This window comes from Actinoallomurus sp. NPDC052274, assembly GCF_040679475.1.
Taxonomy (GTDB): Bacteria; Actinomycetota; Actinomycetes; order Streptosporangiales; family Streptosporangiaceae; genus Actinoallomurus; species Actinoallomurus liliacearum.
In genome coordinates this window covers 13,442-35,612 of record NZ_JBFAUT010000043.1, presented here as the reverse complement: position 1 = coordinate 35,612, position 22,171 = coordinate 13,442, and the positions used below count along the sequence as shown (strand labels likewise).

Annotated in this window: 21 protein-coding genes and 1 pseudogene; 11 read left to right on the top strand and 11 right to left on the bottom strand. The window is 71.5% G+C overall.

Annotated features, from left to right (window positions below; all coding sequences use genetic code 11):
* The first annotated feature begins 15 nt into the window (after nucleotides 1-15).
* From AB0K82_RS30175 to AB0K82_RS30150, 6 genes are read left to right on the top strand one after another with little or no spacing between them, the layout of a single operon-like run.
* Nucleotides 16-1,215: an extracellular solute-binding protein gene (locus tag AB0K82_RS30175; RefSeq protein ID WP_364403532.1), complete on the top strand. Its 1,200-nt coding sequence runs from the start codon at nucleotides 16-18 to the stop codon at nucleotides 1,213-1,215.
* The gene (locus AB0K82_RS30170; protein ID WP_364403530.1) at nucleotides 1,212-2,300 is read left to right on the top strand and encodes an ABC transporter ATP-binding protein; all 1,089 of its coding nucleotides are present in this window, start codon (nucleotides 1,212-1,214) and stop codon (nucleotides 2,298-2,300) included. Before AB0K82_RS30175 ends, AB0K82_RS30170 begins: the two co-directional genes overlap by 4 nt.
* Complete coding sequence (locus tag AB0K82_RS30165) at nucleotides 2,301-3,227, top strand: sugar ABC transporter permease (protein ID WP_364403528.1); 927 nt, start codon at nucleotides 2,301-2,303, stop codon at nucleotides 3,225-3,227. It abuts the gene before it with no gap.
* A complete protein-coding gene (locus tag AB0K82_RS30160; RefSeq protein WP_364403525.1) occupies nucleotides 3,224-4,096 on the top strand; it encodes an ABC transporter permease subunit in 873 nt (290 codons plus the stop codon). Before AB0K82_RS30165 ends, AB0K82_RS30160 begins: the two co-directional genes overlap by 4 nt.
* Nucleotides 4,093-4,833: a 5-deoxy-glucuronate isomerase gene (locus AB0K82_RS30155; RefSeq protein WP_364403522.1), complete on the top strand. Its 741-nt coding sequence runs from the start codon at nucleotides 4,093-4,095 to the stop codon at nucleotides 4,831-4,833. Before AB0K82_RS30160 ends, AB0K82_RS30155 begins: the two co-directional genes overlap by 4 nt.
* Before the next feature lie 4 nt (nucleotides 4,834-4,837).
* Nucleotides 4,838-5,974 (top strand): UxaA family hydrolase, encoded by a 1,137-nt coding sequence (locus AB0K82_RS30150; protein WP_364403519.1) that lies wholly within the window; start codon nucleotides 4,838-4,840, stop codon nucleotides 5,972-5,974.
* A 52-nt stretch (nucleotides 5,975-6,026) separates the two neighbouring features.
* Here AB0K82_RS30150 and AB0K82_RS30145 read toward each other — a convergent pair whose 3' ends face one another.
* Complete coding sequence (locus AB0K82_RS30145; RefSeq protein ID WP_364403517.1) at nucleotides 6,027-7,235, bottom strand: RNA-guided endonuclease TnpB family protein; 1,209 nt, start codon at nucleotides 7,233-7,235, stop codon at nucleotides 6,027-6,029.
* Between the two features lie 158 nt (nucleotides 7,236-7,393).
* Here AB0K82_RS30145 and AB0K82_RS30140 point away from each other — a divergent pair, with 158 nt between their 5' ends.
* The gene (locus AB0K82_RS30140) at nucleotides 7,394-8,752 is read left to right on the top strand and encodes a mannitol dehydrogenase family protein (protein WP_364403515.1); all 1,359 of its coding nucleotides are present in this window, start codon (nucleotides 7,394-7,396) and stop codon (nucleotides 8,750-8,752) included.
* Here the strand turns inward: AB0K82_RS30140 and AB0K82_RS30135 are convergent, their stop codons facing one another.
* The 3 genes and pseudogenes from AB0K82_RS30135 to AB0K82_RS30125 form a co-directional block, all read right to left on the bottom strand.
* Nucleotides 8,753-9,328 carry an FAD-dependent monooxygenase gene (locus AB0K82_RS30135; protein WP_364403512.1) on the bottom strand — a complete coding sequence of 192 codons (576 nt, stop codon included), beginning with the start codon at nucleotides 9,326-9,328 and terminating at the stop codon, nucleotides 8,753-8,755.
* 61 nt (nucleotides 9,329-9,389) lie between these two features.
* Nucleotides 9,390-9,812: pseudogene (locus AB0K82_RS30130) on the bottom strand (FAD-dependent monooxygenase); the annotation flags it as partial.
* Nucleotides 9,813-9,942: 130 nt separating this feature from the next.
* The gene (locus AB0K82_RS30125; RefSeq protein ID WP_364403510.1) at nucleotides 9,943-10,569 is read right to left on the bottom strand and encodes a TetR family transcriptional regulator; all 627 of its coding nucleotides are present in this window, start codon (nucleotides 10,567-10,569) and stop codon (nucleotides 9,943-9,945) included.
* 97 nt (nucleotides 10,570-10,666) lie between these two features.
* On the opposite strand from AB0K82_RS30125, the gene AB0K82_RS30120 reads away from it, so the two are divergent.
* The 3 genes from AB0K82_RS30120 to AB0K82_RS30110 are packed head-to-tail and all read left to right on the top strand — an operon-like array spanning nucleotide 10,667 to nucleotide 13,737.
* Nucleotides 10,667-11,446 (top strand): SDR family oxidoreductase, encoded by a 780-nt coding sequence (locus AB0K82_RS30120; protein WP_364403507.1) that lies wholly within the window; start codon nucleotides 10,667-10,669, stop codon nucleotides 11,444-11,446.
* Nucleotides 11,447-11,461: 15 nt separating this feature from the next.
* Nucleotides 11,462-12,514 (top strand): dihydrodipicolinate reductase, encoded by a 1,053-nt coding sequence (locus AB0K82_RS30115; RefSeq protein ID WP_364403504.1) that lies wholly within the window; start codon nucleotides 11,462-11,464, stop codon nucleotides 12,512-12,514.
* A 41-nt stretch (nucleotides 12,515-12,555) separates the two neighbouring features.
* On the top strand, nucleotides 12,556-13,737 hold the full coding sequence (locus AB0K82_RS30110) for an FAD-dependent monooxygenase (RefSeq protein ID WP_364403502.1): 1,182 nt from the start codon (nucleotides 12,556-12,558) through the stop codon (nucleotides 13,735-13,737).
* 401 nt (nucleotides 13,738-14,138) lie between these two features.
* On the opposite strand, the gene AB0K82_RS30105 is transcribed toward AB0K82_RS30110, so the two are convergent.
* The 7 genes from AB0K82_RS30105 to AB0K82_RS30075 all read right to left on the bottom strand — a co-directional run bounded on the left by AB0K82_RS30105 (nucleotide 14,139) and on the right by AB0K82_RS30075 (nucleotide 20,921).
* Nucleotides 14,139-15,062, bottom strand: a complete 924-nt coding sequence (locus tag AB0K82_RS30105; protein ID WP_364403500.1) for an RNA polymerase sigma-70 factor — start codon at nucleotides 15,060-15,062, stop codon at nucleotides 14,139-14,141.
* Complete coding sequence (locus AB0K82_RS30100; RefSeq protein WP_364403498.1) at nucleotides 15,059-15,991, bottom strand: NAD(P)-dependent oxidoreductase; 933 nt, start codon at nucleotides 15,989-15,991, stop codon at nucleotides 15,059-15,061. The genes AB0K82_RS30105 and AB0K82_RS30100 overlap by 4 nt, the downstream gene beginning before the upstream one ends.
* 382 nt (nucleotides 15,992-16,373) lie before the next feature.
* Nucleotides 16,374-17,174: an endonuclease/exonuclease/phosphatase family protein gene (locus AB0K82_RS30095; protein WP_364403495.1), complete on the bottom strand. Its 801-nt coding sequence runs from the start codon at nucleotides 17,172-17,174 to the stop codon at nucleotides 16,374-16,376.
* Nucleotides 17,175-17,181: 7 nt separating this feature from the next.
* Complete coding sequence (locus tag AB0K82_RS30090) at nucleotides 17,182-18,690, bottom strand: hypothetical protein (protein ID WP_364403492.1); 1,509 nt, start codon at nucleotides 18,688-18,690, stop codon at nucleotides 17,182-17,184.
* Between the two features lie 169 nt (nucleotides 18,691-18,859).
* Entirely contained in the window at nucleotides 18,860-19,006 is a 147-nt protein-coding gene (locus tag AB0K82_RS30085) for a hypothetical protein (protein WP_364403490.1), read from the bottom strand.
* A 26-nt stretch (nucleotides 19,007-19,032) separates the two neighbouring features.
* A complete protein-coding gene (locus AB0K82_RS30080) occupies nucleotides 19,033-19,575 on the bottom strand; it encodes an NUDIX hydrolase (RefSeq protein WP_364403487.1) in 543 nt (180 codons plus the stop codon).
* 50 nt (nucleotides 19,576-19,625) lie between these two features.
* A complete protein-coding gene (locus AB0K82_RS30075; RefSeq protein ID WP_364403484.1) occupies nucleotides 19,626-20,921 on the bottom strand; it encodes a zinc-dependent metalloprotease in 1,296 nt (431 codons plus the stop codon).
* Between the two features lie 89 nt (nucleotides 20,922-21,010).
* Between AB0K82_RS30075 and AB0K82_RS30070 the strand changes: the two genes are divergently transcribed.
* A complete protein-coding gene (locus tag AB0K82_RS30070; RefSeq protein WP_364403482.1) occupies nucleotides 21,011-22,096 on the top strand; it encodes an NAD-dependent epimerase/dehydratase family protein in 1,086 nt (361 codons plus the stop codon).
* The last annotated feature ends 75 nt before the right edge of the window (nucleotides 22,097-22,171 follow it).

Genomic DNA, 22,171 nt, shown 5'->3' with positions numbered 1-22,171 from the left:
GAAGGAAGATCCCTCATGCGCGGTAAGAAATGGTGCCTCGCGACGGCGTTCGTCCTCACGGTGAGCGCGTGCGGTTCGCCGAACTCGGGGGGCGGGGCCAAGGCGGTCACGCCGGACAAGGTGCCCGACAACCCGAAGAACCCGGTGACCCTCAACATCATCGACGTCGCGGGCAACCTGCAGCTCACCCAGGGCATGATCGACGAGTTCGTCAAAACGCATCCCAAGGTGATCAAGAAGGTCACCTACACGAAGGCCACCGCCCCGGAGCTGCCCGGCAAGATCAAGGCGCAGCAGAGCGCCGGTCAGGTGCAGATCGGCCTCGTTCTCACCGGCACCGACGGCCTGTCCGCGGGCGTCGACCAGAACCTGTGGGTCAGGACCGACGACTACGCCGGCCGCATCGGGAACCCGAACTACCTGGAGCCGGCCGCCAAGATGCAGGAGCTGGCGCAGGGGCACGGCGTCGAGCTCGTGTACTACCCGTCCGGCCCGCTCATCGAGTACAACCCGCAGAAGGTGTCCAACCCGCCGACGACCACCGACGAACTGCTCGCCTGGGCGAAGGCGCACCCGAAGAAGTTCCAGTACGCCCGGCCCGCCAACTCCGGCCCCGGCCGTACGTTCCTGATGGGCCTGCCGTACCTCCTCGGCGACTCGAACCCCAAGGACCCGCAGGGCGGCTGGACCAAGACCTGGAACTACCTGTCGGAGCTCGGCAAGTACGTCGACTACTACCCCTCGAAGACCTCCGAGACCATGACCAACCTGGCCAACGGGTCGGCCGACATGATCGCCACCACCACCGGCTGGGACATCAACCCGCGCGCGCTCGGCCAGGTGCCGGCCGGCGACAAGGTCACCTACCTGAAGGGCATGCACTGGGTGACCGACGCGCAGTACGCCACCATCCCGAGCGACGTGTCCGCCGACGTGATCTCCGCGGACATCCAGCTGATCAAGTGGATGCTCACCCCGCAGCAGCAGGCCAAGGCGTACGACACCGGCTACTTCTACCCGGGCCCCGCGGTGAACGGCGTGACCGTCTCCATGGCTCCGGCCAAGTCGCAGCAGGTCATCCAGCAGTTCGGGCGTCCGGAGTACGACAAATGGATCGCCCAGTTCCCCAAGGAGACGTCCCTGCCCGCCAAGCAGCAGGTCACCGCGTTCGACCAGTGGGACCGGACCGTCGGCGGCGGAAAGGTCCACAAGTGAGCCGGCCGCCGACCAAGATCTCGGAACTGCGGCTCGACCAGGTGAGCCGCGCGTTCGGGGGCGTACGGGCTCTCGACGGGCTCGACCTGACGATCACGGGCGGGGAGTTCGTCGCCCTGCTCGGCCCGTCGGGCTGCGGCAAGTCCACCGCGCTGAACTGCCTGGCCGGGCTGCTGCCGCTGACCGGCGGCACGATCACCCTGGACGACCGGAGGATCGACACCCTGCAGCCGGAGCAGCGCGGCTTCGGCATGGTGTTCCAGAACTACGCGCTGTTCCCGCACATGTCGGTGCGCTCCAACATCGGCTTCGGCCTGCGCATGGCCAAGGTTCCCAAGGCCGACGCGCGGCGCCGGGTGGACGAGGCCATCGGACTCGTCCAGTTGGAGGAGCACGCGGACAAGTTCCCGGGACAGCTGTCCGGCGGCCAGCAGCAGCGGGTCGCGATCGCCCGCGCGATCGTCCTCGAACCGCCGCTGGTCCTGATGGACGAGCCCCTGTCGAACCTCGACGCGAAGCTGCGGCTGGAGATGCGCACCGAGATCAAGCGCATCCACCAGACGCTGGGACTGACCACCATCTACGTCACGCACGACCAGGAGGAAGCGCTTTCCCTGGCCGACCGCCTCGTTCTGCTCCGTCAGGGCAGGGTGCAGCAGATCGGCTCGCCCGAGGAGGTCTACACCGAGCCGGCCAACCGGTTCGTCGCCGGCTTCATGGGTTACCGCAACGAGCTGGAGCTGCCCGTCTCGCAGGTCAACGAGAAGACCGTCGTGCTGGACGGGTTCGGCGGCGGGCTCACCGGCGTACGGCGCGACGACCTCGGCGCGCGGGCGGTCGCCGCGGTCCGGCCCGAGGACTTCACCGTCGGCGACGGCCCGAACGCCACCGAGGTCACCGTCGAGGTCGTGGAGTACCAGGGCCGCGAGCAGGCGATCCAGGCCCGTACCGACGACGGCGTCGACCTGCACCTGCGGGCCGGGACGCGCCTGGCGCCCGGCGACCGGGTGACGGTGTCGGTGCCGCCGGAGCGGGTGCTGGTGTTCGCCGCGGAGAGCCCGGCGGCGCCCGAGGAGGTGGCGTAGGTGGCGGCGCCGGCCGTCGCGCCGCCGCGGATCTCGCCGCGGCACCGGCTCGCCGAACGCGGCGTCGACCGTACGCTGCTCCTCCTGCTGCCCGCGGTCGTGTTCGTGGTCGCGCTGTTCATCTACCCGTTCGTGTACGGCCTGCAGTTGTCGTTCCAGCCGCAGGCCGGCTCGGACGCGGCGAGCAGGTACGGCACCGGGCCGTTCGCGGACTACCGGCTGTTCTTCGCCGATCCGTACCTGCGCGACACGATCTGGACGACGTTGAAGATCGGCCTGCCGGCCGCGTTGTTCAACGTGCTGGCCTCGGTGCCGATCGCGTACCGGATGCGCGGGAGGTTCCGCGGCAAGCGGGCCGTCACCACGATCCTCGTGGTGCCGATCACGCTCGGCACGGTGCTGACGGCGGAGGGCCTGCTGGCCTTCATGGGGCCGACGGGCTGGCTGAACCGGGTCCTGCTGGACCTCGGGATCGTCGACCACCCGGTGCGCCTCACGCACAACTACTGGGGCGTCGTCCTCTCGCTGGTCATCACCGGCTTCCCGTTCGCCTTCCTGCTGACCCTGTCGTACCTGACCGGGATCGACCCGACGCTGGAACGGGCGGCCTCGACGCTTGGGGCGGGCTGGTTCCAGCGGTTCCGGCACATCACGCTGCCGCTGCTGGCGCCGGGCCTGGCCATCACGTTCTGCCTGTCGTTCGTGCTGGCCTTTTCGGTGTTCCCCTCGGCGATCATGGTCGGGGAGCCCGCGCGGCAGACGCGGGTGATCTCGATCGCCGCGTTCCACGCCGCCTTCGAGCAGTACGACTACTCCATGGCCTCGGCCATCGCGATGATCATGGGCGCCGTCGAGCTGATCGTGATCGGCCTCGTCCTCGGCTGGCGCGCCCGCCTGTACCGCGGAGCGACGGGAGGCAAGGGATGACCGCTGTCATGGAAGCGCCGCCCGCGACCGAGGAGAGGGCGCTGCGGCGGATCGCGCTGCGGCCCGGGGCCTGGATCGTGTGGGGCTCCGTCGTCTTCTTCCTGCTCATCCTGCTCGGCGTCGTCGGCGCGGTCGTCGTCGACTCCTTCGGCAGGAAGTGGTTCGGCGGCTGGCTGCCGAAGGGCTGGACGACCCACTGGTACGGCGCGACGTGGCGGGAGTTCGACCTCGGCGGCGTCCTCACCGTGACGCTGGAGGTCGCGCTCGCCGTCGTGGTGGTCTCCGTCCTGGTCGGCGTCCCGGCCGCGTACGCGCTGGCCCGCCGGAACTTCCCCGGCAAGCGGGTGCTGATGGTGGCGTTCCTGCTGCCGATCCTCATCCCGCCGATCACGTACGGCGTGCCGCTGGCCACCGTGCTCTACAAGTTCCACCTGGCCGGGAGGCTGAGCGGCGTCATCCTGGCCAACCTCGTGCCCGCGGTGCCGTTCGTCATCCTCGTCATGACGCCGTTCATCGAGCAGATCGACCCGAAGATCGAGGCGGCCGCCCGCATGTGCGGCGCCAGGACCCGGGTCATCTTCACGCGGATCCTCGGCCCGCTGCTGATCCCCGGCATGCTGGCCGCCGCGATCCTCGTGCTCGTGCGTACGGTGGGCATGTTCGAGCTGACGTTCCTCACCGCGGGCGCGGACAGCCAGACCCTCGTCGTCGCGCTGTACTACTCGGTCTCGGCCGCGGGCATCCGCGCGCAGCAGGAGACCGACGCGATGGCGGTCATCTACACCCTGTCCATGCTGGTGCTGCTCGTCGTGGCACTGCGCTTCGTCAACCCCACCCAGCTGGTCACCCAGATCAAGGAGAGAGATTGAAGACCCTGCTGATCCCGGGCAAGGACACCGAGCTGATCGGCCTCGACCTGGCCGACCTGGCCGAGGGCGAGACCCTGGAGCTGAACCGCGACGAGGAGGTCGCCGCGGTCGTCCTCTCGGGCGTCGTCGACGTCGACGGGCTGGGCACGGCCGGCGGCCGCGGCGGTGTGTTCGACGGTCCCGGCCACACGGTGTACGCCCCGCCGGAACACCCGCTGACGTTCCGGGCGACCGGCGGACCTGCGCAGATCGTCATCGCGACCGCTCCGCTGGGCGACGGCACGCCCGGCGAGGCGCGGATCATCGGCCCGGACGACCAGGAGATCGCCGAGCGCGGCGAGGGCAACTGGTCCCGTACGGTGCGGACGATCCTCGGCCCCGGCGACTCCGCCGGCCGGCTGCTGCTCGGTGAGACGATCAACCCGCCGGGGAACTGGTCCAGCTACCCGCCGCACAAGCACGACACCCATGAGCCGCCCCGCGAGGTCAGGCTCGAGGAGGTCTACCTGTTCAAGGTGGAGCCGGAGAACGGCTTCGGCGTGCAGATCCGGTACGACGGCGAGGGCGAGGAGTGCTTCACCGTCCGCGACGGCGACGTGGCGGCGATCCCGGCCGGCTACCACCCGGTCGTCGCGGCGCCCGGGTACCGGCTCTGCTACCTGTGGGTCATGGCGGGGCAGGGCCGGCAGATGATCCCGTACCTCGACCCCGAACACGCCTGGGTGCAGAACGGCTGACCGCATGGATGCTCGGCGTGCGGATGAGACGGGTGCGGGTCCGGGGGAGGAGGCGTCCTTCCAGGGGATCGTCCGCCCGGACGGCCGGGTCGGCACCCGTAACCACATCGGCATCCTCACGTCGGTGAACTGCTCCGCGACGGTCGCGAAGATGATCGCGAGCCGGTCGGCGGCCCTCGCGGAGGAGTTCCCGAACGTGGACGGCGTCGTGGCGCTCACGCACGGCACCGGGTGCGGGATGGCCGCCGACGGCGACGGCATCCGGCTGCTGCGGCGCACCCTGAACGGCTACGCGCGGCACCCGAACTTCGCCGCCCTGCTCGTGGTCGGCCTCGGCTGCGAGGTCGCCCAGCTCACCGGGTTCGACCTGCCCGAGGGCACGCCGACGATGACGATCCAGGAGATGGGCGGCACGGCGGCGACCGTACGACGCGGCGTCGAGCTGATCCGCGACCTGCTGCCGGAGGCGAACCGCGTCGAGCGCGTCGCGGTGCCGGCCGCCGAACTCGTCCTCGGCCTGGTCGGCACCGGGACGGGCGGCGCCGGGAACGCGGTGCTCGGCGCGGCGGCCGACCTGCTCGTACGGCACGGCGGCACCGCGATCCTGGCCGGGACGCCGCAGGTGTACGGCGCGGAGCACCTGCTCGCGGGCCGCGCCGTCTCTCCGCGGGTTGGTGAGCGGCTCGTCGAACGGGTCCGCTGGTGGGACCGGTACGCCGGGATCTCCCCGGCCGCGCCGGAGCAGGCGGTCGCCAAGGGCGGCACGTCGCCGCTGACCGCGGTCTACGAGTACGCCGAGTCCGTCACCGAGCGCGGGCTCGTCTTCATGGATACGCCGGGGCGGCCCGAGGTCTCCGCGACCGGGCAGGTGGCGGGTGGCGCGACCGTCATGTGCCGCACGACCGGCGGCGGGCCGGCCGACGGCTGCCGCCCGGCGCCCGGCCTGAACCTGGCCGCGACCGGTACGGCGTACCGTGCGTCGGCCGAGGATTTCGACCTCGACCTGTCCGACGGCTCGGTGACCGGCGACCGGCTGTTCCGGCTCGTGCTGGAGGTCGCCTCGGGCCGCAGGACGGCCGGCGAGGAGCTCGGCTTCGGTGACGACGACTTCGCGCCCTGGCAGCTCGGGGCGGTCATTTGACTGTTCCTCAAGGAGGAGGGGATTCCCATCGGCCTTGTGGCCGATCCGGTCTTTAGGCCGGGCGTCTCGCGGCGCGGGTTTCCTGTTTCAGCGCCGACTGCGGAAGGGAGGACCCTTGCCGTCTGACACCAGCTCCACAGGCATCACCGGGGTTGTCCCCGGCTACGGCTCGACCGGCCGCAAGGATGTTCTTGGCCGCGTTGATGTCCCGGTCGTGCCGGGTGCGGCAGCCCGGACACGTCCAGTGCCGGGTCGAAAGGCTCAGCTTGGCGAGCAGGTGCCCGCAGGCCGAGCAGGTCTTGGAGGAGGGGTACCAGCGGTCGATGACCACGAGGGTGCGTCCGGCGCGTTCGGCCTTGTAATCCAGTTGCCTGCGGAATTCGCCCCATCCGGCGTCGCTGATGACGCGCGCCAAGCTACGGTTTTTGACCATGTTGGTGACCGCGAGGTCTTCGATCACGATGGTGTCGGCCCTGCGGATCAGGTTGGTGCTGAGGCGGTGCAGGAAGTCGGCGCGGGCGTTGCGGACCTTGCGGTGGGCGCGGGCGACCTTGGCCTTGGCCTTGCGCCTGTTCATGCTCCCGCGTTCGCGGCGGGCCATTTGCCGCTGGTAGCGGGCGAGGTTGCGGGCCTTGCGCTCCAGATGCCGGGGGTTGGCGATGCGCTTCCCGTCGGAGGTGACCGCGAAGTCCTTCACGCCCAGATCGACGCCGATGGCGTGCCCGGCCTCGTCCATGGGCTCGGGGGCGTCGGTGTCGACGGCGAACGTCACGTACCAGCGGCCGTCCGGATCCCGGGAGATGACGACCATGGTCGGGTTCAGCGTGGACACCTCGACGTCGTCGAAGGACCACACGAACCTCAGCGGCGTGGTGGTCTTGGCCATGGACAGCTCGCCGTCGTTCATACGGAACGCCGATCGGGTGTAGTGCGCGCTCTGACGGGAGTTGCGGTTCTTGAACCGCGGGTACTTGGCGCGTCCGGCGAAGAAGTTCGCGAACGCCGCGTGCTGATGCCGCAGCGTCTGCTGCAGCGGCACCGAGGACACCTCCGAAAGGAACGCCAGGTCCTCGGTCTTCTTCCATGCGGTCAACGCGGCGTCGGTCTGCTTGTAGGAGGTCTTCTCACCTCGCTGGTGGTAGGCCGCATGACGTTCGGCGAGGGTCTTGTTCCACACCAGGCGCACACACCCGAACGTGCGGTTGAGCACCGCCGTTTGTTCGGGGTCCGGGTAGGCCCGGCACCTGTACGCCGTCCGCATGACGGCGACCTCACAGATGGCGTGCTCATGTGTAAAGCATTTTGTCGTACGTTCGCGAACTCCTTTGCAGGACGGCTCTGGCCCGGCCGAGCCGTTCTTGACGAAGTCCAAATCCCTTCCCGGCCTGAAGGCCGGGGCATCCTTCGGAGGTTGAAGTGATGGCCGAGCAACGAAAGGACACCATGCGGCTGTCCCTGACGACCCGGCCGCGGCCGGTGCCGTCGTCGGTGGGGATCGTGCACCTGGGCATCGGCGCGTTCCACCGGGCGCACCAGGCGGTCTACACCGAGGACGCCGGTGACGGCTGGGGGATCTGCGGGATCACCCAGCGCAGCGCGACCGTGGTCGACCAACTGGCTCCGCAGGACGGGCTGTACAGCGTGCTCGAACGCGGCCCCGAGGGCGTGTCGGCGCGGATCGTCGGCGCGGTACGGGAGGTGCGCACCGGCGACGCGACCGCCGAGCGCATCGCCGATCCGGCCGTGCGGATCGTCTCACTGACCGTGACGGAGAAGGGCTACCGGCACGACCCGGCCACCGGGCGGCTGCGGATGGACGACCCGGACATCTGCCTCGACCTCACCGGCCGCGAGCCGCGCACGGTGCTCGGCCGGCTCGTCCGGGGCCTGTCCCGGCGGGAGGCGCCGGTGACCGTCCTGTGCTGCGACAACCTGACCGCCAACGGCGCGACGCTGCGCGGCCTGGTCGAGGAGTACGCCGAGCGCGCGGGCGTGCGGATCACCTGCGCCACGGCGTTCCCCGCGACGATGGTCGACCGGATCGTGCCCGCGACGACGGCCGCGGACCTGGACGAGGCCGAGCGCCTGCTCGGCGTCCGCGACCACGGCGTCGTCGTGACCGAGCCGTTCACGCAGTGGGTGATCGAGGACTCCTTCGCGGCGGGCCGCCCCGCCTGGGACAAGGCCGGCGCGATCTTCACCGGCGACGTCGCGCCGTACGAGCTGATGAAGCTCCGGCTGCTCAACGGCTCCCACTCGATGCTGGCCTACCTCGGCTCGCGGTTCGAGTACGTCGCCGAGGCGGTGGACGCGCTGGGCGACGCCGTGCGCCGCTACCTGGACGAGGACGCCACCCCGACGCTCACCGTGCCGGCCGGCTTCGACCTGGAGGAGTACAAGGCGTCGCTGCTCACCCGGTTCGCCAACCCGGCGCTGAGGCACCGGACCGCGCAGATCGCGATGGACGGCTCGCAGAAGCTCCCGCAGCGGCTGCTCGGCGTCGTCCGCGACCGCCTCGCGGCCGGCGCCGAGCCCCGCTGGGCCGCGCTGGCCGTCGCGGCGTGGATGCGGCACGTCTGGACCGCGAAGGAGCTCGACGACCCGCTCGCGGACCACCTGCGCATGGCCGTCTCCCGGGCGGGCCGGGCGGACGAGGTGGTCGACGCGCTCCTGGGGATCACCGAGGTGTTCGGGCCGGACCTCCGTGAGTTCCGCGTCTTCCGCGACCTGCTCGTCGAGCACCTGACCGAGCTGACCGCGGGCGGCTCGCCGTACTGATCAGCCGAACCAGCGCCGTACGGCCGCGCGCAGTTCGTCCCGTTCGGCGGCGTCCGGACGGGCGGCGGCCGACGCCCAGGCGACGTAGCCGTCCGGCCGCAGGAGCAGGGCGGTGGCCGCCGGCTCGGGACCGTCCGCGCGCGCGGTGACGACGTCGATCCGGTCGGCGGACACCGCCTGCCCGAGGGAGGCGTCCTCGGTCAGGTCCAGCAGCATGGGCCGCGCGGATCGGGTCAGCTCCGCCAGCCGCACCGTCCCCGTGGCCGTGCGCAGCGTCAGATCCGGCGCCCACCGTCCGACGAGGGGGTGCGCGTCGCGTACGCCCATGTCGTAGCGGAGGTCCGCGCCGGCCATCATCTCCGCGATGCGCTTCACGTTGGCCGGGTCGCGGAGCAGCTCGGTGAACAGCTCGCGCAGCGCGGTGACCCCGCTGCCGGGGGCGATCAGCGTGGACTGCGCCTGCGTCTGCATGACGACGCGCTCGGCGGCGGGCCGCCGCTCGGTCTCGTACGTGTCGAGCAGTCCCGCCGGGGCCTGCCCGCGGAGCTCGGCGGCGAGCTTCCAGCCGAGGTTCACGGTCCTTGCTCACGCCCGGGAACCCGATGCCGGACAGCTTCCGCGTCACGCCGCGTCCGCCGTCCGCGCCGACCAGGTAGCGGGCGCGGATCCGGTAGGAGCCGTCCGGTCCCGCGACCGTGGCGGTGACGGCCTCGTCGTCCTGCTCGATGTCGACGAGGCCGTGGCCGTACCGGATCTCCGCGCCGAGCTCGACCGCGCGCTCGGCGAGGACCTGCGCGATGCGGACCTGGGGCACCGGGAGCGTGTAGAGCGGGTTGTCCTCCAGTGCGGTCAGGTCCAGGGGCAGGGCGCCGAAGACGTACCCGGGGACGGGCGTCGGCGGGTCCTTGCTCCCGCTGAGGCGCTCGTACAGGCCCCGGCGGTCGAGCACGCGAACGACCTGGCCGACCAGGCCGTTCGCGCGGGGCTCCGTGCTCGGCTGCGGCAGCCGCTCCAGCACGATCGGGCGCAGTCCGGCGAGGCCGAGCTCGCACGCCAGCATCAGGCCGCCCGGGCCGGCGCCGGCGATGACGACGTCGTTGGTCATCGAATCTCTCCTGTCGAAGGGCATGACGGGACGGCCCGGCGGCCACCGGCGCTTCGCGGCGGCGCGGGCTGTCGAAGGGAGGGGATCAGGGGACGGGCAGGCCGGCCCAGAGCCGGTCGAACACCTCGCTCATCAGCCGGGCGACCGGCACGGAGGAGTCGGCGCGCAGCCAGTGGTCGATGGCGACCGTGGCGGCCATGCCGGTCACGGCGGCGACGAGGGTCGGGTAGACGTCGCGGTCCGCGTCCGTGCCGGTCCGCTCGGCGATCGCCTTGGCCAGCTCTCCTTGGACGATCATGTTGGCCCTGAGGAACTCGCCCTGGACGTCGGGCTCGGTGAGCATGAGGCGGATGCCGTCGACCCACTCCTGACGGGGCGGCTGCCCGCCCCCGCCGGTCTCCGGAGCGAACCGCGCCAGGACCACCTGGGTGATCGCCTCGCGCAGTGGCTCGTCCGCGGGGCGGGCCCGCAGGTCGTCCGCGGCGCGCAGCATCCGGTCGAGATGCCGGGCGACGATGGCCTCGGCCTTGCCGGAGAAATAGTTGCGGAAGGTGCGGACGGAGACGTTCGCCTCCGCGGCGATGTCCTCGATCGTCACCGCGTCCCAGCCGCGCTCGACGCTCAGGCGGATCGTCGCCCAGCTCAACGCCGTACGCGTCTCCCGCTTCTTCCGCTCCCGCAGCCCCAGGGGAGCTCCTTCGCCATCGACCATGCGATCACCGTTGCTGATCTTGCCGAAATGGAAAAGATGCCGTCTCGGCAAGTTTTTCGGTATTGAAACGCGTTCTAGTTCTGCTTAGGCTCGCGTCGTGATCCTCGATCGTTTCCGACTTACCGACCGGGCCGCGATCGTGACGGGCGCCGGACGCGGGATCGGGGCCGCGACCGCGGTCGCGCTCGCCCAGGCCGGCGCCGACGTGCTCGTCTCCGCCCGCAGTGCGGACCAGCTCCGCGAGGTCGCCCGCGAGATCGAGGACGCCGGGCGGCGGGCGGTCGTCGTGCCCGCCGACCTCACCGACCTGACGGCCGCCGCCGGGCTGGCCGCGACGGCGGCCGAGGCGTTCGGCCGGATCGACGTGGTGGTGAACAACGTCGGCGGCACCCTGCCGCAGACGTTCCTCGACACGACCGACGAGTTCCTGGCCGAGGCGTTCCACTTCAACGTCGGCATCGCGCACGCCCTGACCCGCGCGGCCGTGCCGCACATGACCGAGGGCGCCGTCGTCAACATCTCCTCGGTCATGGGTCGCGTCACCGGCCGCGGCTTCCTGGCGTACGGCACGGTCAAGGCGGCGCTGGCGCACTACACCCGGATGGCGGCGCGGGACCTGGCGCCGCGGATCCGCGTCAACGCGATCGCCGCCGGCGCGGTCGCCACGTCCGCGCTGGAGATCGTGACCGGCAACGACGAGCTGCGGACGGCCGTGGAGAACAACACCCCGCTCGGTCGCATCGGCGACCCGGAGGACATCGCCGCGGCCGTGCTCTACCTCGCCTCGCCCGCGGGCGCGTTCGTCACCGGCCGCGTCCTCGAGGTCGACGGCGGCACCGACCAGCCGACCCTGGACCTCGGCCTGCCCGACCTGTAGAGAAGGAGTGGCCGGATGACGTATCGCGTGGTGCTGTGGGGCACCGGGAACGTCGGCCGTAACGCGCTGATCGGCATCGCCGCCCGCCCCGACCTGGAACTCGCGGGAGTCTGGGTCTCCAACCCGGCCAAAGTGGGCAAGGACGCCGGAGAGCTGGCCGGGATCGGCCCGCTCGGCGTGACCGCCACGAACGACGCCGACGCCGTCCTCGCCCTCCGGCCCGACTGCGTCGTCCACACGTCCATGGCCGACGTACGCCTCGCCGAGGCCCTCGACGACCTGCGGCGCATCCTCCGCGCGGGCGTGAACGTCGTCTCGTCCAGCCCCGTCTTCCTGCAGTTCCCCGACGAGGCGATGGGCTCGCCGATCCGGCAGGCCGCCCTGGACGGCGGCGTCTCGATCTGGGTGAACGGCGTCGACCCCGGCTTCGCCAACGACTGGCTGCCGCTGACCGTCACGAGCATCAGCGAGCGCATCACCGAGGTGCGCTGCCTGGAGATCCTCAACTACGCGACGTACGACCAGGCCACGGTGCTGTTCGACATCATGGGCTTCGGCCGCCCGATCGACGACGTGCCGATGCTGCTCCAGCCGGGCGTGCTGTCCCTCGCCTGGGGCAGCGTCGTCCGCCAGCTCGCCGCCGGCCTCGACGTCGAGCTGGACGGCCTGGAGGAGTGGCACACCCGCCTGCCCGCCCCGGAGGCGTTCGACGTCGACGCCGGCCGGATCGAGAAGGGCACCGCCGCCGCGCTGCGCTTCGAGCTGCGCGGCATGCGCGACGGACGCCCGGTCATCGTGCTGGAACACGTCACCCGCCTGCGCGACGACCTGGCCCCCGACTGGCCGCGGCCGGCGGGCAAGGGCTGCTACCGCGTCGAGGTGCGCGGCGAGCCGAACTACACCGTCGACCTGCAACTCCTCGGCACCGACGGCGACCACAACACGGCCGGCCTCAAGGCCACCGCGATGCGCCTCGTCAACGCGGTCCCGACGGTCGTCCAAGCCGCCCCGGGCCTCCTCACCGCCCTCGACCTTCCCCTGATCACCGGCCGGGGCCTCGTCGTCTGAGTAATGTGCGGGAGTGGTCGGGCGGGGACGGAGATACGGGGATGACATCGATCGTGATCGCCGGCGGGGGCGTCGGCGGGCTGACGGCGGCGCTGGCCCTCGACAAGGCCGGGTTCGAGGTCACTGTGTACGAGGCGCATCCGGTCGCCGACGAGGACATCGGCGCGTTCCTCACGCTGGCGAGCAACGGGATGATCGCACTGGCGCAGCTCGACGCCGCCCGGCCGGTCGCCGAGGTCGGGTTCCCGCTCACCGCGTTGCGCCTGACCGACGACACGGGAGCCGAGATCGCCAGCAGGCCGATGGGCGCGCACGACGATCCCCTGACCCGTTACCGCTGCCTGCTCCGCGCGGAGCTCTGCGCGGTGCTGCGGGCCGAGGCGCTCCGCCGGGGGATCCGGATCCGGCACGGGAAGCGGCTGGTCGCCGCGGTCGAGGACGCCACCGGCGTCACGGCGCGGTTCGGCGACGGCGGCACCGTCCGCGCCGATCTGCTGATCGGCGCGGACGGGCTCAACTCCACCCTGCGGAGACTGATCGATCCGGCCGCCGCTCCACGCCGTTACGCGGGCCAGCGCGTCTTCTACGGGTACGCCGCCGAGGCGCCGCGTTCCGAGCGCCCGGGAACGTTCGAGATGGTGCGGGGGAGCGAGGCCGCGTTCGGGTACGCGGTGTCGCCGAACGGGACCACCTACTGGTTCGCCCGGGTCACGGGTGCGGAGCTGCCGGCCGAGGAGATCGCGGCGGGCACGGCCGAGCGCTGGAAGGCGGAGCTCCTTCCGCTCCTGCGCCCGGACGCCACGCCGGCCGCGGACATCGTCGTGGCGACCGGTGACCGGCTCATGGCGACCAACGCCCACGACCTCCCGGCCGTCGGACCGTGGCACACCCGCAGAATGCTGATCATCGGCGACGCCGCCCACGCCGCGTCGCCCGCGACCGGTCAGGGCGCCTCGATGGCGATGGAGGACGCGGTCGTGCTGGCCAAGGCGCTGCGCGACGCCGACACGATCGACGCGGCGCTGGAGGCGTACGAAGGGCTGCGACGGCCGCGGACGGACGAGAACATCGCCGCCAGCGCCCGCATGACCGGCGCCAGGCCCGTACGTGCCGGCTTCGGAGGCGGCGAAGAGGCGTCCCGCCAAGCCTCCCGCCCATCGCCGAGCGGTGGGAACGAGGATCTGCTGCGCCTGCTCGACTGGCCCTCCCGCCTCCCCCTTTGACAGATCGCGCAGTTGGTCAAGCCGTGGAAGCCGGCCAAGAAGCAGGTCATCATCTCCAAGCCCGGCCATGGCTGGGAGAAGCACGGCTCCCCGATCAATGAGGCCCCCGAGGCGCTGGTGCGAAACGGCAAGGTGTTCCAGAGCGGGAATGGGGCGTACGCCACGGGACACAACGTTTCTTCTCCTCTCCCGACGGCAAGGAGAGCTGGCTCGTCTATCACGCCGTCGACTTCAAGGGCGGATGCCCTTGTTCGCCCCCGTGACCATCGCGACCTGCTAGTGCGCGGTGTATTCGTTCATGACAGAGCTCCTGCCCGAGAGGGTTCGATGCGGTGAATGCCCACGGCGGGGGCTTTTCGGCCGGCACCGCCCCGAGTCCGGAGCGCCGCCGGGGCTCCCGGTCAGCCCGTACGCTGGCGAATCCTGGCCGTCTCGCGGACGACCGCCCAGGCGTCGGCCACCGGGCCCACGTGTCCGAGCTTGTCGGGGTTGACCACGGTGCGGATCGTCTGGATGCGTCCGTCGAGGATGTCGAGGGTCCAGGTGTTGACGACCTTGCCGTCCCGGTCGCGGAAGATCGCGCCCGGCTGGCCGTTCACCTGGTGTGGTTCCACGACGCCGCCGATCCGGACGAACGGCGCCAGGAGCGCGGTGAGCACCCGGGCCACGTTGCCGGCGCCGGAGACGCCCGTGCCCCAGCGGGGCGCCTTGCCGCCGCTGTCGCCGATCATCCGAACGTCGGCGGCGAGCAACTCGGTCAGCCCGTCGACGTCGCCTTCGGCGAAGGCGACGAAGAACCGCTCGGCGAGCTCCTCCCGCTCCCTGCGGTCGGCCTGGAACCGGGGTCGGCCCGCGTCCATGTGGCGGCGCGCCCGCACCACGAGTTGCCGGCACGCCGCCTCCGACCGGCCCACCGCCGAGGCGATCTCCGGGAAGTCGAACCCGAACACCTCCCGCAGCACGAAGACCGCGCGTTCGAGCGGGCTGAGCCGCTCCAGCAGCAACAGGGCCGCCATCGACACCGAGTCGGCCAGCTCCGCCGAGCGCTCGGGGTCCTGGCAGGGATCGCTGAGCAGCGGCTCGGGGAACCACGGCCCGGTGTACTCCTCCCGCCGGACCCGGGCCGAGCGCAGCACGTCGATCGAGATCCGGGTGACCACGGCCGACAGGAAGGACTTGGTCGACGTGGGTTGTGTCGGGGAGGCCGCGTAACGCAGCCAGGTCTCCTGGACCGCGTCCTCGGCCTCTCCCACGCTGCCGAGGATGCGGTAGGCGATCGAGAACAGCAGCGGCCGCAGCTCTTGGAACTCCTCGGCGCGGGTCATGCCAGCTCTTTCGCGAAGCCCTGCCGCCATGAGGGGTGGCTCGGCCGCCAGCCGAGCTCCCGCTTGGCCTTGGCGTTGGAGAAGCCGCGCCCCTCGGTCATCATCGTCACCGCCACATCCCCGGCCAGCGGCCGGGCCAGCCAGGTGGGGACCCGCATCGGCCGCTTCGCCCCCGCGGACGCGGCCAGGTGCGGAAGCCACTCGCCGGCCGGGGCCGGTTCGTCGTCGACGATGTTGAACACCCCGTCGGCCTGCTGCTCCACGGCCAGGACCGTGGCGCTCGCCGCGTCGTCCAGATGCACCCACGAGCAGTGGCCGGCGCCGCTCCCGACGATCGGGAACTGCCGCTTGCGCACGGGCTCGACCAGGTCCTCGGTGGCACCTGGCCCGTAGAACCAGCCGTAGCGCAGGACCGCGCCGCCCGCCCTGCCGACCGCGTCCTCGACGTGACCGAGCGCCGCCATTCCCGGTTCCGCCGGCGTCCCCGTCATCGGGTCCAGCCCGTCCTGCTCGGTCTTCACCCATCCGCCCTCGCGGAGACCGTTCCAGGCGGCGTAGCCCTGCGCTATGAAGGTGGTCACGCCGGTCGCCTCGGCGGCGGCCAGCAGGTGGTCCGTCCCCACGGTGCGCAGCCGGTTGGTGCCGGCGAACCACCGGTCCATGTGCTTCATGTCCGGCTTGCCGGCGTGCGCCACGGAGATCGCGGTCATCTGGTGCACGATCACGTCCGGCCGGGCCTTGGCCACCGCCTCGCCGACCGACATCGCGTCCAGCCCGTCCATCACGACGCCATCCGCGCCCAACCGCTTCAGCAGATCCAGCTTGGCCTCGCTCGTCGTCGTGGCCGTCACGTGGTGCCCGCGAGCCACCAACCGCGGCACCAGCCGCCGCCCCAGAACCCCCGTGCCGCCCGCCACGAACACGCGCATGACATCACCTCCCGGCTCAGAACCGTCTCTGCGACCCGAGACGAGACAGCCCGCCTGGCTGTGACATGGTCTCCCAAGTCTTCGCGCGGTGGGGAACGGTCCGGCGCGCACCGAACACTCAGTGAAGGCAGCCGTGCAGCGTGCGTAATGTCCTACTCCGCCGCATCAGCGCGACGCTTCACCGAGCGTTCCGTCAGCCCGCCGTCGAGGAGAGGCCGACCGCTCCGCCCGTGGTCGCGAACCCGCCGGCGACGAGCGCCACTTCAACACACGCGCGGTCCTCGACACCGTATGCTCGCGTGTCCGCGAGCCCAGAGCATTGATCACTGGTGTCTACTGCCGTCTTGGGTCACCGATCGCCAGTGATCCCAGGTCGCCGAGGTCAGTAGCGGAGGTCGGCGAGGACGCCGTAGTGATCCGACGCCAGAACGCCGTCGATCGGGTCGGTGCCGATGACCTCGCAGTGGACGGGGTGGCCGGCGCCGCCGCGGCGGGGCCAGGCGGAGAGGACGTGGTCGATCCGGCGGTTCGGCCACAGCACGGGGACCGCCCAGGAGTTGGTGTTCGCCCACGTATGGCCGGGTCCGCCCGTCCCGGCCGTGGCCCAGGCGTCGTAGAACACCAGGTCCCGCGCCGCCGGTTCGGTCTTGCCGGTCAGCATCCGGATCTCGTCGCTGTCGGGGTCGGCGTTGAAGTCGCCGCACAGGATCGTCGGGTGCCGTCGGCTCTGCCGCTCGTCGATGTAGGTGGCGATCTCCCGTACCTGCTTCTGGCGCTCGGCACTGTGCTCCGGCCGCCAGGCGAGGGCGGCGAGGAAGAGCCGCACCGGGCCGCGTGGACCGTCGATCTCGGTGAACAGCAGGTCGCCGCCGGTGTCTCCCGAGCCGGACAGCCGCACCCACTCGTGCCGCGTGATCGGCCATCGCGCCAGCACCGCGATCCCGGAGGTCGCGCCATTGCTGACGATGTCCCCGGCGAAGACGTGGTGCGGCATTCCGAACCGCTGCTCCTGCCCGCCCCACGCCTCGACCAGCGTGACGATGTCCGCGTCATGCCGGGCCAGGGTCTCGCGGATCGCTCGTTCGCGTCGCTCCCAGGGCCCGAACCGGCCCCAGACGTTCCAGGTGATCACCCGCAGGGTGGTCTCGATCAGGGGTCCGTACGGCTGCGCGATGTCGTACATCGTCCTCCTATTCGGTGCGCATCCCCAGGTAGGCGCGGAACATCGGGTGGACCTGGAACCGCTGGACCGCCACGAGGTTCAGGTGCTGCACCTGATGCATGCCGATGAACGCCCCCGGGCCGCCGCCCACCGGATCGGTCTCCCCGATGGGCCGGGCGGTGAGGAAGCCCGTCTGCCAGAGGATCTCGATCAGGCCGTCCGGGTCGCGGACGGGCAGCCAGGAGGAGGTGCCGTTCGTCGGGATCTCGCCGAGCACCAGTTCCAGGCAGAGCAGTTGGAGGTCCTCCCGCTCGAACGTGTGGTCCCGGCCGCGGAACACCTCGAACACGCCGAGCAGGCCGGGGTACTGGAAGCGGTACTCCGCGGCGATGTCCTTGGTCCGCTCCTCGGAGTAGCCGCGCTCCGCCCACCGGACCGCCTCGAACGGCAGCGGAAGGGCGGGGGCACGGTCCCGGGCCTCCTCGAGCACGGTCGTGCAGAACTCGATGATCTCGCGCGGCCGGTTTAGGGTGCGGTCGACCACATACCGGAAGGAACCGTCCACGGGTCCACCGGGGGCCGGCGCGAACACGGCGTTCCAGCAGGTCAGATCGTCGGCGCGGTCGAGAACCTGGGCGTCGTAGCCCATCTCCCGCGCGGAGTACCGGATGCGCTTGGCGATGAGCTCGAGGAGGGAGCCCTCGCTCCACCGGATCGTCTCCAGCAGGTCCCGGTACTTCTGCGCGTCCTCGTACAGGGCCGGGATGTCGTCGTACAGCTCCCGCCGCAGCGAGACGTACACCGACAGGTTGCCGTGCAGCGCGTTGACGGACACGCACGCCTGGAACAGCCCGGCCACGAACGCCTTCGCGTCTTCGGAGGAGTCCCAGCCTCGGTCGAGCTCGTCGACGACGATCGTGACGCGCTGCCGGTCGAGGACCTTCCGGAGCGCGGGCAGCAGGGAGTGGATCTCCTCGAGCTTGTACAGCCGGTCCAGCTCCCGGGTCTTCGCGCCCGCCTCGATCGGGCCGAGCTTGATGTTCTCCAGCCGCTTGAGGTAGGAGACCAGGACGGACAGCCGGCCCATCTGGACGTTGGCGTGGTTGTTGCGGATGTACCCGTTGATCTCGGCGCCCGCGCCCTTCGCCAGCCGCATGCCCTTCCGGGCGACCTCCTTCATGACCATGACGTAGAGCAGGTACTTCCAGGCGGCGGCGTAAGCGCCGTGCTTCGCCCAGGACCCGGCGTTCTCGGCGGCCATCGTGGAGCTGAGCAGCTCGTACGAGTAGTCCTCCGGAGACAGCTCGATCACGCGGTTGCCCGCGGTGCGCTCGCGCTTGGCGAGCACCTGGAAGATGGCGCTCTTGCCGGATCCGCGGTTGCCCAGGAGCACGGTCTTGGCACCCGAGTGGACGCGGTTGTACGTGGCCGACTCGACGAAACACTTGTCCAGGCCACGCCCGATGTCACGCTCGGCCGACGGCGCGCCGAAGTCGAGACCGTCGAGGATCTTGGAGGACAGGACCAGGCGCGTCACGACTCCACCACCGCTCGGTAGGGTCTTGGTAGATCTTCGCACGGCTGATGCGCGCCCCGTCCCCGCGGCGTCGCCCGCAGCGTGATCGTCACCCTGCGCCCCGGATCTCCGTCGCACCGACCACCGAAATCCTCGGCACAAGCCATCTCAGCGGGCTGGGGCGGTGGGACTACCTCTCGTTCTCGGGGTTGAGCTGGGCCTCGAGCCGCATCAGGAGACGGCGCTCCTCATCCGGTCGCTGGACTCCGGGTTCGACCAGGCCCACGGGACCGGCCTGCTGCCGGCCGGCGCGGTGACCGGGCTGTCGTCGGCGCACCCGGCGACGGGGCTCCGTCGGTGGGTTCAGGGAGCGGGCTGTCGCCGGCGGGCGTGGACGACCAGGCGGCGTACGACCTCGTCGGTGTCCTCGGGGAGGCCGTCGAGGGGGAACCAGCGCAGGTCCGCTGACTCCTCGCTGATCCGCTCCCGGGCGCCGTCCGGGGCGACGGCGACGTACTGGACGTCCAGGTGGTACGACCCGCCGTGGCACCAGACGCGGTGCCGGTCGAGGTGGAGCGGCTCGGACAGCAGGCGCAGCCCGTCGATGCCGGACTCCTCGGTGGCCTCGCGCAGCGCCGCGCCCGCGAGCGTGGCGTCGTGCGGTTCGCAGTGGCCGCCGAGCTGCAGCCACATGCCCGCCTTGGGATGCAGCGTGAGCAGCACCCGCTCTCCGGGCGGGTCGAGGACGACCGCGCTGGCCGTCAGGTGACCGGGCACGCATTCGCGGAACATGGCGTTCTCGTGCGCCGACAGGTGCGCGAGGAAGTCGCGCCGCAGCAGGTCCTGCGCGGCGTCGGGCGCGCTCCAGTCCGACAGCGCGCGTACGGCGTCGGCGTGCAGTGTCATCGTCACCTCACCGGCGCGGCCGCGCCGACGCCGTCTGTCGCGGGGCGTGGTCAGTCGCCGGAGCCGGGCTCGTCGTCGCCGGACTCGTCCTTCGGCTCGGTGAACTGCGAGATGTCCAGGTCGGCGCCCTTGCCCTCGACGAACGCCTCGGGGTTCTCCAGGTCGTCGGTGGTGGGCAGCAGGTCCGGGTGCGCCCAGATGGCGTCGCGTCCATCGTTCCCGCGTGCCTCGCCCAGGGCGACCCACAGCGCGGCGGCCTCCCGCAGCCGCCGGGGCCGGAGTTCGAGGCCGACCAGCGTGGCGAAGGTGCGCTCGGCGGGACCACCGGTCGCGCGCCGGCGGCGCACCGCCTCGCCGAGCTTGCCCGCGGACGGCAGCCGGCCGTCGGCGGCGGCCGCGACGACGGTGCCGACCCAGCCCTCGACCAGGGCCAGCGCGGTCTCCAGCCGGGCCAGCGCGGCCTTCTGCTGCGGCGTCTCCTCCGGGGTCAGCGCCAGCTCCCCGCCGAGGGCCTCCTGCAGCGCCTCCGGGTTGGTCAGGTCCGCCCCGGCGATGGCCTCTTCGATCTTGGACAGGTCCACGGTGATGCCGCGCGCGTAGTCCTCGACCGCGCCGAGCAGGTGGGCGCGCAGCCACGGGACGTGCCCGAACAGTCGCTGGTGGGCGGCCTCGCGCAGCGCCAGGTAGACGCGCACCTCGTCCGCGCTGACCTCCAGGCCCTCGCCGAACGCGGTCACCCCGGCCGGCAGCAGCGCGCCGACGCCCTCGGGCGCCAGCGGCAGCCCGACGTCGGCGGAGCCGACGACCTCCAGCGCCAGCGCGCCCAGCGCCTGCCCGGCCTGCCCGCCGACCATCGCGCCCGACATCTGCCGCATCATCCCCACGAGCGGGCCGGCGACGGCCTTCATCTCCTCGGGCATGGCCTCGCCCATGGAGTCGACCATCCGCGCCGCGATCGGGTCACAGACCTTCGACCACACGGGGAGGGTGTTCTCGATCCACTCCGACCGGCTCCACGCCTGCGGGTTACGGATCCCCGCGGGAAGGGTCGTCGCCTCGTCCAGCCACAGGTCGGCCAGGCGGAGCGCCTCGACGACCGCCCGCCGCTCGGCGTCGACCACCGAAGGGTCGCCGCGCTCGACGACGGTGTGCCGGGCGACGTCCTTGGCCAGGTCCCAGTTCAGCGGGCCGGTGCTCGCGGACTGGCCGGCCAGCATGTCGGCGAACTGGTGCAGCATGGCGGCGAAATCCTGCATGCCGCCCGGGCCGAAGGGGCCCTGCTCACCGGGCTTGTTCTCATCACCGGGCTCGTCCGGGCGGTTGAACCCGAAGGGGATGTCGCTCACAGGCTCGACCTCAGGCAGGATGAATAGGTCACAACCTTCACGTTAGCCGGTCGACGGCCGGGGGCGTGCGTTAGGAGGACTCACTCGACTTGAGTACACGAGAGGTTCGCCCACGGCGTAGCACGGGGCCGGTCGTCGCCGTCACGGGGGCGGCCGACGGCATCGGTCGTGCCCTGGTCGCCCGGCTGGCGGACTCGGGGGACATCAGGAAGGTCGTCGGCCTCGACGACCACCGCGGGGACGTGTCAGGGATCACATGGCGCGTGGTCGACGTCCGCGACCCGCAGCTCACCAGCCGCATCTCCGACGTGGACGTGATCGTCCACCTCGACATGGACCTGTCCCCGGACACCGATCACCGGGAGCGGCGGGCGTACAACGTCCGCGGCGCGCAGACCGTCATCACCGCGGCGGCGGCGGTCCGGGTCCGCAAGGTGATCGTCATGACCAGCGCGATGGTGTACGGCGCGCAGGTGGACAACGCGGTGCCGCTCCCGGAGGACTCCCCGCTCGCGGCCGAGCCCGACGACGGCATCGTCGGCGACTTCCTGGAGATCGAGGAGCTCGCGAAGATGGCGCCGGTGGCGCACCCGGGCATGACCGTCACGGTCCTGCGGCCCGCCGCGCTGGTCGGCCCCGGGATCGACACGGTGGTGACCCGTCACTTCGAGGCGCCGCGGCTGCTCACGGTCAAGGGCTGCGAGCCGCGCTGGCAGTTCTGCCACGTCGACGACCTGGTCAGCGCCCTCGAACTCGCCATCACCGGGGAGATCTCCGGCCGGATCGCGGTCGGCAGCGAAGGCTGGCTGGACCAGGACGAGGTCGAGCAGATCACCGGGCGGCGGCGCTTCGAACTCCCGGCCGCGATCACCTTCGGCACCGCGCAGCGGCTGCACCGCATCGGCGTGACGCCGGCGCCGGCCACCGACCTGCACTATGTGGTCTATCCCTGGGTCGCGGACTGCGCGACGCTGCGCCAGGCCGGCTGGAAACCGGCGCACGACAACGCCGAGGCGCTGGCCGCGCTGCTCGAGGAGGTCTCCGGACGGCACGCCGTGGTCGGCCGCAGGCTGGCCCGGAAGGAGGCCACGATGGCCACCGCCGCGGGCGCGACCGTCGCCGTCATCGGCACCGCCGCGATCGTGCGGCGCGCCCGGCGCAAGCGCCGCAGCTAGGGCCTGTCTCAAGGTCCCCGTCCGTAGCGAGCGCCGCGCAGTAGGACAGCGGGGCTTTGAAGCAGGCCCTGGGGC

What these genes read in the sequence shown, in the direction of transcription:
- AB0K82_RS30100 (WP_364403498.1), bottom strand. Translation starts at nt 15,991, where the DNA reads ATGCGCGTGTTCGTGGCGGGCGGCACGGGGGTTCTGGGGCGGCGGCTG.
- AB0K82_RS30105 (WP_364403500.1), bottom strand. Translation starts at nt 15,062, where the DNA reads ATGACCCGCGCCGAGGAGTTCCAAGAGCTGCGGCCGCTGCTGTTCTCG.
- AB0K82_RS30150 (WP_364403519.1), top strand. Translation starts at nt 4,838, where the DNA reads ATGGATGCTCGGCGTGCGGATGAGACGGGTGCGGGTCCGGGGGAGGAG.
- AB0K82_RS30125 (WP_364403510.1), bottom strand. Translation starts at nt 10,569, where the DNA reads ATGGTCGATGGCGAAGGAGCTCCCCTGGGGCTGCGGGAGCGGAAGAAG.
- AB0K82_RS30080 (WP_364403487.1), bottom strand. Translation starts at nt 19,575, where the DNA reads ATGACACTGCACGCCGACGCCGTACGCGCGCTGTCGGACTGGAGCGCG.
- AB0K82_RS30145 (WP_364403517.1), bottom strand. Translation starts at nt 7,235, where the DNA reads ATGCGGACGGCGTACAGGTGCCGGGCCTACCCGGACCCCGAACAAACG.
- AB0K82_RS30095 (WP_364403495.1), bottom strand. Translation starts at nt 17,174, where the DNA reads ATGTACGACATCGCGCAGCCGTACGGACCCCTGATCGAGACCACCCTG.
- AB0K82_RS30115 (WP_364403504.1), top strand. Translation starts at nt 11,462, where the DNA reads ATGACGTATCGCGTGGTGCTGTGGGGCACCGGGAACGTCGGCCGTAAC.
- AB0K82_RS30160 (WP_364403525.1), top strand. Translation starts at nt 3,224, where the DNA reads ATGACCGCTGTCATGGAAGCGCCGCCCGCGACCGAGGAGAGGGCGCTG.
- AB0K82_RS30140 (WP_364403515.1), top strand. Translation starts at nt 7,394, where the DNA reads ATGGCCGAGCAACGAAAGGACACCATGCGGCTGTCCCTGACGACCCGG.
- AB0K82_RS30110 (WP_364403502.1), top strand. Translation starts at nt 12,556, where the DNA reads ATGACATCGATCGTGATCGCCGGCGGGGGCGTCGGCGGGCTGACGGCG.
- AB0K82_RS30175 (WP_364403532.1), top strand. Translation starts at nt 16, where the DNA reads ATGCGCGGTAAGAAATGGTGCCTCGCGACGGCGTTCGTCCTCACGGTG.